Consider the following 12,938-nt stretch of genomic DNA (forward strand, 5'->3'; position numbering starts at 1 on the left):
ATTTATGGACAAAAATGCTCTATTTAATAAATGGGTTTCATTTACAACTTCTGTTCATCGTGTGACACACGAATTGACAAAAAACGCTAAATCAGATTCTATCACGCCAGTTCAATATAACATTTTAGAATATATTACAGTGAGTCAGCCTGTTACACCAAGTGAAATAAGTGACTGTCAACATTTATCAATGCCGAACACAAGTCGAGAGCTAAAAAAATTAAGTGAAAAGAATTTAATCGAAAAGTTTAGTGATACTAAGGATCGACGAAAACAATATATTCGTCTCTCAAAAGAAGGGGAATCCATGATGAACGAGGCATTTACATTAGTAGAATCTCGTTTCCTAAGCCGAATACAAAATGCTTCAAAAGAAGACTTAGAGGATATTGACCGCGCCTTAAGTATTCTTCAATCAAAATTATTTTTTTAATAAAATACTATAGCTCCTTAATTTAAAGTTGCACTCTAACTACAAATCAACTTTTATTAAGGAGCTATTTTAATAAGTATTCATGGAATATTTAATTGTTTAACAATTCATTACAATAACATATAAGTTGCACTTAAAATCACTATGAAGATCAATACCAAAACTTGTATAGCGAATGTGAAATTTGAATTTTTATGTTTCCTTTTCACTTGATGTAACTGGCTTTTTGAAGAAATTAAATCCTCTTTGTATTGTCCATCCAACATTTCTTTTCTACTAATTTTTTTTTCGCTTTCACTTAAGGAATTAAACCAGTTTATAAATTTTTTATATTCACCAATAACTTTTTTAGTTTCATCAAACATTTTAATTTGTCCAAAATGAATCCACATCACTCTATCACAAAACGCTTCGATTTGGGACAATGAATGACTAACAAAAATGATTGTTTTTCGTTGGCTTTTAAATTCATTAATCTTATCCAGACATTTCTTGTAGAATGTTTGGTCTCCAACAGATAAGGCTTCATCCACAATTAATATATCGGGATTCGTATGAATTGATATTGCAAAGCCTAATCGAGATTTCATCCCACTAGAATAGTTCTTAACAGGTTGATTAATAAACTTCCCTATATCTGCAAAATCAATGATATCTGATTTTAATTGATTAATTTCAGCAATACTTAAACCATGCATCAAACACTTAAGTTTTATGTTTTCTAAACCTGTTAATGAATTATTTAATCCCACAGAAATAGCAATTAATGAAGTTTCTCCATTAATTTCTATCGTCCCTAGACTTTGAGGAATTACTTGTGCAAGTAAATTTGAAAGAGTAGATTTACCAGAACCATTAAGCCCAATAAGGCCAATGGCTTCTCCTTCATTCACTTCAAAACTGATATTTCTAAGCGCAAAAAAATGGTCTCTATCTTTTTTTAAAGAAATGATATCAAACAGTTTTTCTGATTGCTTACTATATAACCTGAAACTTTTTGATACATTCGTAAATCGAATTTTCGGATGCATTTCTTTTCCTCCGACTATAGATAGTCAACAAATCTATCACGAAATTTTATATGCATATAGGAACCAATTGTCAGTATTAAAATGGTTACACTCCAAAAATAAATAGTATAAGGAAGTTCTTCGAAAAACCATTGTCCACCTAACAGAGAGTACCTAAATCCTTCGATAATATAAAATAAAGGATTTAATTTCAAAATACCTACCAATAGTTCAGGGAAATTTTGAACGTTCCAGACGATTGGTAAGAAAAACATCATTAGTCGAACGATTGATTGTACCATAATCTGAATATCTCGAATGATAGTTGTGAGTGTTGATAAGAGCAATGTTAATGCAAAAAGAAAGAAATATAGACAAAATAAATAATATAGTATTTGTACTAAATAAATCCCCGAGAAAATACCATATATTAAAACAATGACAAAAGTAAGGATAATCATAGGAATTAATGAGATTGAATTCCCCACAATTATTATGGTAGGCAGTACACTTACCGGGAAGTTCATTTTAGATACTAAATTTGCTTTTGCATAAATACTATTGGACCCCTGTGTAATAGTCCGACTGATATATAGCCACGGCACTAGACCAATGATTAACCATAGAAAAAATGGGGTTCCCTCAACAGGAGAACCCTTTCTTATTCCTAAACCAAAAATGAGCCAATAGACGCCTATTTGAATAAATGGATTTAATATTTGCCATAAAGCTCCCAAGTAGTGCATTGCATACTTACCTTTTTCTTCGTATAAACTTAATCGAAAAATCAAATTAAAATGAAAAACTTGTTCCTTCAGAATCTGCCGAACAAAATTCATACAATAGTAGCTTCCTTTTTAGTATATTTATATAGATTGCCATAGTTAATATATTCAACATAATTCGGAACACGTTTCACTACATTTTTTGTATCAAAAATCCTTATATTCGACATGTTGGCAAAATCAGAATTTCCAAATTCCTTAAACTCATGATGATCTGATAATACGACGATGAGATCAGAGTCTTTCACTGCTTGTTCTAAATCTTGCATAACCCAATCTAATTTAATATGTGGATCATATGCTCGTACCTCATAATTTTGTTGAGCTTGTAATTGTTCGAAAATTTCGATTGCAGGACTTTCACGAATATCATCAACATTTCCTTTATAGGTTAGTCCGAATATAGTTACTACTTTTCCTTCGACATTATTCATTAGCTTATTGACACTCTCTACTACAATTTGAGGCATAGAGGTATTAATCGTACGAGATAACTTTATCAATTGAGCCATCTCTGGTGCTTTAGCAACGATAAAATATGGGTCGACAGCTAAACAGTGTCCACCTACACCTGGCCCCGGTGTATGTAGATTGACACGTGGGTGTTTATTGGCCATTTCGATAACATCTAATGCATTTATTTCTAATAGATTACACACATTTGCTAATTCATTAGCAAGTGCTATATTTACATCTCTAAATGTATTTTCCATAAGCTTGGACATTTCCGCTGTCTTCGCATCAGTTTTAATAATTTCACCTTTTACGAAAGTACTATAAACGCGAACCCCTGCTTCTACACATGCAGGAGTAATCCCGCCAACAATACGATTATTAAACACTAATTCTTGAAGAATTTGACCAGGTAGTACCCTTTCAGGACAGTGCACTAAAAAAATGTCTTTTCCAACAACAAAGCCTGCTTCGTCTACTAATGGTCTAATGACATCATCCATACTACGAGGTGCAATAGTAGATTCAACAATAATGACATTACCTTGTTCTAAATACGGTAATACTGATTTAATTGCACTAATCACATAGGTTAAATCACAGGATTTATATTGATCATGATTATTAGGTGTTGGAACAGCAATAATAAACACATCCGCCTTTTCAGGAATGAGTGAAGCTTTAAATGTTCCCATTGCAATGACTTCATCAAGTGCATCTTGTAGTCCTGGCTCTTCGATATGAATTTCTCCATTATTTAATGAATCAATTACGTCTTTCTTCACATCAACCCCTACTACTTCTACATTGTTTTTTGCAAACATGATAGAAGTCGGTAAGCCGATATATCCTAAGCCAACAGTGCATAATTTCATCATTATTTCCTCCAATATTCATGGTAATAAGTTTTAATGGATTGTTAATGTACCAAATGGAATCATGTTGACATTGAAGTTGCTCATTTAGACTTTGTTTTTTTCAAAGTAGAGCATTGCACTTTATCAATTCTCACTTCCTTTCAAAAAGATTCTCAGCATTCAATTAATGCTAGAAAAATATTTGACGATTTGCTTATATTTTCTTTTCTCATATAGAGCAGCAAATTTATCAATATCCAAAGAATTATTGACTAAATACTCTTTATACAATGAGTAAATCTTGTAGAGAGTATCAATGGCCTCTTGTTGATCCTCATGCTGTATCTTTTTAATCCTAATGAGATACCAATTTCTAAAGTAGAAGTTAAATCTTCGTTCCATATATAAATCCAACAGTTCATTTTTTATCAAAAATGGTAGTCTTTCTTTCTCTAATGTATAATACTTATTAAAAAACTCTTTCGTAACCGTATTCGTAACAGATCCTGATACTGCTGCGTAATAAATATGTATATCTTTATCAATCACAGCACCTTTACTAGAATGCAACAGCAAGTCTTGGAAGAACAACGTATCTTGCCCACCTGCATTTTCAACCATTTTCAACTTATTATTTATTATGATTTCCTTTTTCACTACTAATGCCTGAATACTTTGTGTTCTCAAATCTGTATCCATTAATAATTGTTTTGGATGACTAATAATATTGCTCTGACATGCACTAATGACCGTTTCAAAATATTTAAAATTACCAATTTTCGAATTATTTAGCTTAATCATATTTCCAATAGCTATATCTACTTCTGCATTACTTTTTAGTACATGTAACAACTGGGCATAACCATCATTAACCGCTTCATTGTCTGGATCTAAATAAGTTACATATTCGGTAGTAGCAAGTTCTGCTCCCTTATTTCTTGCTCTTGAAGCACTTCCACTTCCACCTTCATGAAAGAAATGGGTTACGACGTTGTGGTGTTCCCTCGCTATTCTATTTATAGTAGTAATCGTCTCTTTCTTCGAAGAACCATCATCTACTATGATGATTTCCATCTCCTTAAAAAGGCTACTTCTTTTGAGACTATTAAAACATTTGTTTAATAAGTATTTCCCATTATTAAAAACAGGTACGATAACAGATAATTCATACACAATTTTATCCATTTCAAGGTGAGGGTTCTTAGGTAAAGCATTTAATTCAAAGTGATCAATACAATAACCATTATCACTTCGATGATTTTGCTTCATTTTTAACAACTCATCTGCTTTGAAAGAACCGGACCAAAACATCGTTTTATATTTATCTTTTATCTCATTTATATAAGTATGTTCATTACCTTCAACTAATTGGTTCCCATGATAGTAACTATTTTTTGAAATATAATCAGAGTTTGTATATTTAAATCCATTTACCATATCTTCTAGATAATATTCTTGATAATTATATTTTGAATTAAAAAATGCTATAAAATCATACTCCATTTTTAGAAGTTCATTAAACTCAGCTTCTGTTACGATTTGTTTTTCTAAATATGTTTGATGATTAAAATCTCTTATTACATTCGCACTCATAGAATCTACTACTACCAGTACTTTTTTTGAATGTAGCTGCCTACTAAACCCAATACAATCTAATAGATAATCAAATCTTTCAAACGTAGTATGTAATGACATGACGTTTCTAATGCCAATTACCTGGTGTTTATACACCTCTTCACTAGTAAATCCGTTTATTATTTCTTTCATTTCGTTCTTATCATTCACTAGAAAGACGTTTGGAAACTTATCATTCACCCCTACACTATAATTAGAGATAATTATATTTCCAATGGCTTGTAGTTCATAAATTCTGTTCGCAAACATTGTTTCACTATATTTTATTGAATTTAAGTTAATAGCCCAATCGTATAATTTATGAACTTTTTGAAGATATTCATGTTCAATAGATGGAGAGATATACTGCAAATACTTTGATGGAAAGAAATAGTTAGGTTTATTTAAGTGAAAATTCCTATCGATTATTTTTAATCTTCTATTTGCCTTAGTTACCCCATCGAATATCTCCATTGTTTCCTTTTGTCTTTCTGGATATTTCGTTAGCCAGGATCCAGCAAAGAAAACATCATTACTTTTTTGAATGTTTTTTATCCCAATTGGATTATGGTAAAGTGGATTTACGCCAAACTCTAATACAAAAATTTTGTCATGATGACAGTCTTTTCGATAACTTTCAACTTTCTCTATTGCTGTAGTAAATACGTACTCACATTTTTTGGCTAACCCAATGAATGCCTCATAATTAACAGGATCTTCTTTAGAGTAAAACACCGTTTTCACTTTATTCTTTTTAAAAAAATGTATAACCTTGTGTGCTTCTCTTCTTTTATTGGAAGAAGGATTTCCTAGACCATCCCACGTTTTATCTACACCTTTCCAAGTACTTACCACTAATAAGATATCTATTTGATTTTTAAAATCTTTATAGTTGGAAAATGTGATAGGATAAAAGTTTGCTACATCTTTATAGGATTGATATAAAAATTCATCCGCTATGATGCCGACATTCATTTTAAACTTTTGATAATAACGACTTCCGTTGCTATCAGGTATCTTTTCAAGCAATGGTTTTATTTGATCAAAATACTCGAAATCAGCAACTTCTTCCCTATACTCTAAATATTCCTCTTTGTCCATTTTGTTTGATGTATCTACCTCTTCATCAAATAAAGTGAACTGTTCGATTGAGTTATCTATTGGTAATTCACTATTTTCTAATAAATAGTCAATTTCATATTTTTCTTTTTTTATCGCATATTCGATTATTTCTTTTCTTGATTTTATTTGATTGATTTGCTCATCCAAATTAGTTATTTTCATTGTTCTTGCCTCGCTTAATTCTTTTCAGGAATCTCCAATATACATAAGTTAACTTTCCTAGTTTCGAATTACTTATTGCATAATATTGCGCTGATAATTGTTTGTACGACGTTAACAACTTTTCTTCACTTTCATAAATTCTTATAAGCTCTTCAAAAATGCTTATTTTAGACTGCTTTTCGTAAATTAGTCGTTTTGTCAGTTGATCCAATTCTTCAGATGTGTCATTTGTTTTCAAATCCAACATAAACACTCCTATTATTTTTAATTAGATATTGTAGTTTCAATTGCTTTAAAATAACTTGAATAGCTTTTAGAATACACATTCATGAACAATTCTTTTTCTCTTTCCCAATTATAGATTTCACTTGCTTTTATACTGTTTTCACTTAATTGATTACGCAATTCTCTATCCTCCAATAGCCTGTTTACGGCATCAGCAATTGCGCTTGGATTATGAGAGTCTATACATATCCCTGTATTCTCTCCCTCGATTACTCTTTTAATTTCAGGAAAGTCACATGCTACAACTGGCACACCTGCCATCATATATTCAAATAATTTATTTGATGAAGCCGAGTAATGGTTAAAGTTTGTATTATTTAATACTTGAAAAGCTAAATAAGCATTTATTGTATATTTAGGTAGTTCATTTAGTGGTACCTTTGCTATGAACCTTACTTTTTCTTGCAGGCTCATCTCTTTCACCATTTTCACCAAATCAGCTTTAATTCTACCGTCACCTATTAGCACAAGCGTCCCTTCCTTAAATTTTGGAACAGCCTGTATCAATTGTTTCAACCCCCTACCAGCTTGAATTCCTCCTTGGTAAAGAAGAATCTTTTCATCTGTAGGTAATTGAAGGATTTTATGAAGGTCTACTGTCTCATTTGAAATAGCTGTCTGTTTAAATGGATAATTATGAACTACTTCTGGATAAAAGCCATATAAATCTTCATTGTATTTAGCTCTTGTATGATTTTCTACTATCATGGAATCAATTCTTTTTATGAAGAAGCGCTCCATCACGCCATAAATAGGACTATCATAGCCTGTTCTACTAGTTTGGACTTCATGAGAATCATAAATAAGTGGTTTCTTATTTAGTCGCCATTTGGAACATATAAAACCTTGGGGTAAAGTATTCAAATCATTCGAATGATACAGATCATACTTTTTCTTGCTGCCTTTCATAATCATTCGAGAAATTATACTACCTCTAATAAACACTGTCTTCACCTTTGTCTTTAGAATAAGAAGTCCCAATAAAGTTAGCGGTAGGATTATTAAAGGAAAAAAATAAGCTGTTAACATCCAAATTATAAAAGTAATAACGCCAACTAATTTATACCTCAAACAAAACCTGTAATACGTTTGAAGTATAGTAAATAAAATAGGATATCTACGAACTCTATACACATTAAAATTTTCTTCTCTATTTTCTTCTAATTTCATCGTTGGATCATTTGGATCATGTATACAAATAAGATCTACTTTATATCCCTCTTCTGATAAAGCGGTACATTCCCTGAGCACTCTAGCATCGTTCGTGAAATTATTCCAAACAAACATACATACGTTTTTACTCATAATGTTAAATCCCTATCTATTTTGCTGTTTAATGGTCCTGCTCCACTGAATTTATAATCACTTTCAAATAAACATGTTAATTTTTGAATATTTTTTTCCCATAAGAAATGGTTTTTAATTAACTTATGACTGTTATTTGCTATTTCTTTTCGTACTTCAGGATTGTTTTTTAACATCAAAATATATTCAACTATTTCAGCTGCATCTCGACTTTCAGAAACAAAGCCTGTTTGATTTTTTTCAATAAGTTCTTTTGAATAACCCGAAACAGCTGCTACAACTGGCAGTCCAGATGACATATAATCAATTAATTTACCGGGTAAAACCGTATCAAACACTTCTTTATTATTTAATGCAAGTACACCAACATCATGATTTGCATTTAACTTTAAACACTCATTTCTAGTGGTTGGATTCTCAATTGTTACATTATCCAATTTGTTTTCTTTAATAAAATTGAATAGTTCATTTTTCTTTTGTCCATAGCCAACAATAGTAATCCTAATATTTTTTTCTGCCAAATTATTAACTAATTCTTTGAGGAAATCTACATCTTGTGCAAGTCCAATATTACCTGTATAAATGACTTTGAAATATTCATCTTCTTTATCTATTGGGTTTACTTCATATTCTCTAGCAGCATTCGGAATAAATATGATTTTATTGCTATCTACATTTGCCTTTTTTACTATATAATCCATGAAACCAATACTATTAATGACAATGTAGTGTGCTTTTCTATATAAATAAACTTCTAATATAGAAAAAAACTTAATAATAAATTTATTATTAAAGACCCCAACCCCTTTTAATGATTCTGGCCAAAGATCTCTAATATCTAAAATAAATTTAGATTTATACTTAATTTTTGCTATGACACCAACAAATGCCATAAATATTGCTGGCGAAGTAACGAATACTACGTCATATTTTTGTTTATCAAATAAAACAAAAAACAACATTTTTAAAGAGATTTCTAAATAATGAATTAGTCTATTTAACATACTAAATGCATATTTCCTATTTTTAACATGCACTCTGTGAATATTTTGATGTTCATTTAACGATTTGTTATTCCAAAACTGCCTATCTTCATATAGATTTTTATTCGGATAAGACGGTTCTGTTGTCAATACAGAGACCTCGTATCCTTCTATCTGTAATAATTGAAAAATATTATTCATTCTATTTGCATGGCTACCAATTTCAGGATGAAAATTTTGTGTGATAATCAATACTTTAGTTTTTGACAATTAGAGTATCCTCCTAAATAAAATGGTTTTACCGTAACAAGTTGATGGTTGTTTTTTCATTACATCTGATAGTCTGTTCATTGTAACATTAGTTTTTACATTATTTGTTAATGCAATGATTCTTTATTATTAACATCTTGTAAACTTGTGTTAATAAAAGTAAATTATCAAAGTTTGTTATTAAATTCGCTACTTTGAATTTTCAACTTATATATATACTGCATAAAGTTCCCTTTATCGAACTAGCTAAGATTTCTTTTGAACCGACTTTATTTTTCAACTAAAACAAAAAAACCATCTTCAAAAGACGGCTTTTGAGGAGGGCACTGAAAAAGTCCATAAAATGAATTTTAGCCATAGCGAAACGATTAATCGTTTCTGCCATGGCTTTTCTTCGATGCCGTTGATTTCCGTTCCGGCGGACGCTTTCCTGGGGAGAACCTTGAGCCTCCTCGTCGCTAACGCTCCTGTGGGGTCTCAAAATGTTCGCTAGTTCCCCAAGGAGTCGCCGCCTGCACTCCAATCAACTAGTTTTATCGTTTTTCTGAGTTTTTCCGATTCACACCTAACCCTTTTTATTGAAAGGACTAATTCAAGGTAGTGCTGTCCATTATTTCCAAACAAGAAACATTCACTCTAAGCTCTTATATGGGGCTTTACGATTTATTTGTTCCTAAAGATGTCACCAAAAGAATTTTTACAAGAAAAATCAAAGAATGTCCGAAAAGCCGTCTATCAATTCGATGAAATGATAAAAGAAAAATTTCCATTAAAACCAACTTCAAATGAAATTACAGAGGAATTAGAACGCACATTGCGATGATTGATGAACGAATTATTACAGCGGCAGTTGTGACAACAGGTGAAAAAAGTGACGGACATTACCTACAAGAATTAGTAGAGAAAAGTAAAGATACTGGCATGGAAATTGATACGGTTATTGGCGACACAGCCTAGTCAGGAAAAGATAATTTACAGTATGCACTAACAGAAGAGGTTCAACTGATATCAAAATTAAATCCGGTGATAACAAATGGAAATGGCCAACGTGAAACAACTGTTGATTTTAGTAAAAATGCCAGTATGTTTATCTGTCCAGTTGGGCATAGGCGATTCGAAAAGCGAGAACGAATAAAAAAACGTGGGTAAAAATCAAACACAAACATATTACTTTGACATAGAAAAATGTAAGGTTTGTCCATTACAAGATGGCTGTTATAAAGACGGTGCCAAAAGCAAAACGTATTCAGTTTCAAAAAATCAACCGAAAATGAAGAGCAAGCAGCTTTTCAAGAAACGGAAAGATTTAAAGACTTAGCGAAAAAGCGCTATAAAATTGAAGCGAAGAATAGTGAGTTGAAAATCCGCATGGCTACAATACGGCAAAATCGGCAAGTTTATTTGACCAAAAAGTCCAAGGAGCTACAACAATATTTGCGGTAAATTTGAAACGTTCTTGAAGCTATTAAATGAAGAATAAGGGAAATACAAAAAAACACCGGCACTTTCTGTTCAAAATTGAACAAAAAGTGCCGGTGTTTACTATTGAAGAACATTACATTTTAAAAACGTTAGTTTTTCAGTGCCCTCCTTTTGAGATGATCATTCTTCTATTTTTTCATCAGTTAAGCGATACCCTTCTTTAAGCATGGGAATACTCAATCCGAAGGACATTTGTAAATGAGGGTAATCTTTGAATCCCCTCCAATCTCCACCCCATTCAAATCCAAGTTCTTTTGCTAGTTCAGCGACTTCAAACCAATCCGATTCTCCATTTTTATTACCATCATATTCAATATCCCATTCTATACCTCCAGTAGCATTTTTTACCGCATAATCAAAGGCTAATCCATAATTATGATAAGATTCTCCGCCTTTTGAGTAAGTGACGATATTTCCTTTGGTAGACCTGCCTTGTTTGTACAACTCATCCTGTTTTTCAAAGGGTCTAAAACCTTCTGTAATCATAATATCTATATTTTTTTCTTCTGCTCTTTGTATTAAAATATTTTTACTTTCCTCCACGATCGGATGTAGTTCAGTTGGTATTGGTGCTTCATCTCCTAGGTAGGTATACTCGTCATTTTTTTCTTGGTTGTATATAAAAAATATACTAATAGGGATAAGAATAAGGATAAAAATTAAAACCATCCCCATTACTAAACGATAATTAATACTGTTATTCATGTATAATTGTTCTCCTCTAAAAATGATTCAGCTTTAGTATGAATCATTCATTTTTCCTCATTCATTATAACGTAAAATGAATGGGGGAAAAAAAGGAGAAAATATCTCAGAATATATCACAAATTTCAATTTTGAATATGAATAGTAGCCAATAAAGACAAGACTACTAAGTTAATCCAGATATCTTACTTCAAGATTCTTCGGAAAATTATTCTACCACCACGTTTTCAAAAATTTCATCGTGCTTTCTCTTCCAATTCTGATTAAACTATCTTTCGTTTCTTGATCTAAATCAAATTGTGTTGCACTGTAATTTTCAACTGGTATGAAAATAATATCCTTTTCAAGCCTACGAGAAATATAACGTTCATCATGTGCATCTTTCATCGTTGTAAATAGTGCTTCAAATAAATCGAGTCCATTATTAATTGTTTGAGGAGCCATATCTTCTCTAGCATTACTTAGCTTCAACCCAATAACTGGACGTTCCTTTCGACCAGTTTCATCATCAAAAATCCATATGGGGAAATTACTAAGTACACCGCCATCCACTACTATCGATTCTCCGTTAGCAACCTTTAATTTGACCGGCTCAAAGAAAAAAGGAATACCACAGCTCATTCGTAAAGCGCGAGCTACCGAAAATGACTCCCCATCTATCCCGTAGTTTTGCAAGTCATCAGGCAGTATTAGCATTTTGCCATTGGTTAAATCAGAAGCGATAAGCTTTATAGAACCATCTGGTAAATCACCAAATGTATAAACACCTTTAACTGCGAGTTTTTTATAAAACCACTTTTCTAACGATTTGCCTTGGTATAATCCCATTTTAAAATAAAGATTGAGCCATTTTAGAAATGACAGTCCAAACAATGTACTTGGCGGATCAAGAAGCGAAGAAACGTCTAGTTCATCTAACATCTTTTCTATTTCATCTGAAGTAAATCCAGCCGCAATAAAACTTGCAAAAATAGCGCCAGCACTTGTTCCAGCTACTCGTTTAAAGTGAATATTCCTTTCTTCAAGAACTTGATATGCCCCTACATATGCGAAGCCTTTTATTCCTCCACCAGAAAATACCCCGTCGACAATCAACGCTTTCCCCCCTTTATACATTCTTGTATTTCTGTAAGAAATAAGAGCGTTATTAAGAATTTATGTCGAAAATGCAATGAAAATGTTTCTCTTCTAAAATTTTTGTTTAGATTGATTATAGAAAATCAAATGTTTTAGTCATCTAATTAGATAAATTTATTGGATAGATGGTTTGTTTATGCTTTCAATACCGTTAGATAAAGAAAAACCATCATACTAGTGGTGGCTTCAAACTGTAGTTTATACAAGATAGATCCGGTTTTCCGAAGCTTACCGCTCGCTTTCCGCGGGCGAGCGGACGCTTCTCCAAACCAATAAAATACTACCTTCTGTAGATAAGAACGTTGATTTCCTCTACGGTGGGCGCTTTCCGCGGG

Annotated in this window: 10 protein-coding genes and 1 pseudogene; 2 read left to right on the forward strand and 9 right to left on the reverse strand. The window is 31.9% G+C overall.

Annotation, left to right across the window (positions count from 1 at the left end; all coding sequences use genetic code 11):
• Nucleotides 1-4 precede the first annotated feature (4 nt).
• The gene (locus tag ACZLO7_RS13330) at nucleotides 5-433 is read left to right on the forward strand and encodes a MarR family winged helix-turn-helix transcriptional regulator (RefSeq protein WP_464937556.1); all 429 of its coding nucleotides are present in this window, start codon (nucleotides 5-7) and stop codon (nucleotides 431-433) included.
• A 110-nt stretch (nucleotides 434-543) separates the two neighbouring features.
• Here ACZLO7_RS13330 and ACZLO7_RS13335 read toward each other — a convergent pair whose 3' ends face one another.
• The 7 genes from ACZLO7_RS13335 to ACZLO7_RS13365 all read right to left on the reverse strand — a co-directional run bounded on the left by ACZLO7_RS13335 (nucleotide 544) and on the right by ACZLO7_RS13365 (nucleotide 9,279).
• Nucleotides 544-1,464 (reverse strand): ABC transporter ATP-binding protein, encoded by a 921-nt coding sequence (locus tag ACZLO7_RS13335; protein ID WP_464937555.1) that lies wholly within the window; start codon nucleotides 1,462-1,464, stop codon nucleotides 544-546.
• Nucleotides 1,465-1,478: 14 nt separating this feature from the next.
• A complete protein-coding gene (locus tag ACZLO7_RS13340; protein WP_464937554.1) occupies nucleotides 1,479-2,282 on the reverse strand; it encodes an ABC transporter permease in 804 nt (267 codons plus the stop codon).
• Nucleotides 2,279-3,556 carry a nucleotide sugar dehydrogenase gene (locus ACZLO7_RS13345; RefSeq protein ID WP_464937709.1) on the reverse strand — a complete coding sequence of 426 codons (1,278 nt, stop codon included), beginning with the start codon at nucleotides 3,554-3,556 and terminating at the stop codon, nucleotides 2,279-2,281. Before ACZLO7_RS13345 ends, ACZLO7_RS13340 begins: the two co-directional genes overlap by 4 nt.
• A gap of 162 nt (nucleotides 3,557-3,718) precedes the next feature.
• Nucleotides 3,719-6,436, reverse strand: coding sequence for a glycosyltransferase (locus ACZLO7_RS13350; protein ID WP_464937553.1), 2,718 nt, complete (start codon nucleotides 6,434-6,436; stop codon nucleotides 3,719-3,721).
• Entirely contained in the window at nucleotides 6,423-6,683 is a 261-nt protein-coding gene (locus ACZLO7_RS13355) for a hypothetical protein (RefSeq protein WP_464937552.1), read from the reverse strand. Before ACZLO7_RS13355 ends, ACZLO7_RS13350 begins: the two co-directional genes overlap by 14 nt.
• 17 nt (nucleotides 6,684-6,700) lie before the next feature.
• Nucleotides 6,701-8,029, reverse strand: a complete 1,329-nt coding sequence (locus tag ACZLO7_RS13360) for a glycosyltransferase (protein WP_464937708.1) — start codon at nucleotides 8,027-8,029, stop codon at nucleotides 6,701-6,703.
• A complete protein-coding gene (locus ACZLO7_RS13365) occupies nucleotides 8,023-9,279 on the reverse strand; it encodes a glycosyltransferase family 4 protein (protein WP_464937551.1) in 1,257 nt (418 codons plus the stop codon). The genes ACZLO7_RS13360 and ACZLO7_RS13365 overlap by 7 nt, the downstream gene beginning before the upstream one ends.
• Nucleotides 9,280-9,949: 670 nt before the next feature.
• On the opposite strand from ACZLO7_RS13365, the pseudogene ACZLO7_RS13370 reads away from it, so the two are divergent.
• Nucleotides 9,950-10,739: pseudogene (locus ACZLO7_RS13370) on the forward strand (transposase); the annotation flags it as partial.
• A 142-nt stretch (nucleotides 10,740-10,881) separates the two neighbouring features.
• On the opposite strand, the gene ACZLO7_RS13375 reads toward ACZLO7_RS13370, so the two are convergent.
• Together ACZLO7_RS13375 and ACZLO7_RS13380 are read right to left on the reverse strand one after the other, a co-directional pair.
• On the reverse strand, nucleotides 10,882-11,466 hold the full coding sequence (locus tag ACZLO7_RS13375) for a M15 family metallopeptidase (RefSeq protein ID WP_464937550.1): 585 nt from the start codon (nucleotides 11,464-11,466) through the stop codon (nucleotides 10,882-10,884).
• A 213-nt stretch (nucleotides 11,467-11,679) separates the two neighbouring features.
• Nucleotides 11,680-12,561 (reverse strand): patatin-like phospholipase family protein, encoded by an 882-nt coding sequence (locus ACZLO7_RS13380; protein ID WP_464937549.1) that lies wholly within the window; start codon nucleotides 12,559-12,561, stop codon nucleotides 11,680-11,682.
• Nucleotides 12,562-12,938 lie beyond the last annotated feature (377 nt).

The organism is Viridibacillus sp. d25.2 (assembly GCF_055456015.2).

Bases quoted from the DNA above. Each gene is read 5' to 3' on its own strand.
- ACZLO7_RS13330 (WP_464937556.1), top strand. From the start codon at position 5: ATGGACAAAAATGCTCTATTTAATAAATGGGTTTCATTTACAACTTCT.
- ACZLO7_RS13335 (WP_464937555.1), bottom strand. From the start codon at position 1,464: ATGCATCCGAAAATTCGATTTACGAATGTATCAAAAAGTTTCAGGTTA.
- ACZLO7_RS13340 (WP_464937554.1), bottom strand. From the start codon at position 2,282: ATGAATTTTGTTCGGCAGATTCTGAAGGAACAAGTTTTTCATTTTAAT.
- ACZLO7_RS13345 (WP_464937709.1), bottom strand. From the start codon at position 3,556: ATGAAATTATGCACTGTTGGCTTAGGATATATCGGCTTACCGACTTCT.
- ACZLO7_RS13350 (WP_464937553.1), bottom strand. From the start codon at position 6,436: ATGAAAATAACTAATTTGGATGAGCAAATCAATCAAATAAAATCAAGA.
- ACZLO7_RS13355 (WP_464937552.1), bottom strand. From the start codon at position 6,683: ATGTTGGATTTGAAAACAAATGACACATCTGAAGAATTGGATCAACTG.
- ACZLO7_RS13375 (WP_464937550.1), bottom strand. From the start codon at position 11,466: ATGAATAACAGTATTAATTATCGTTTAGTAATGGGGATGGTTTTAATT.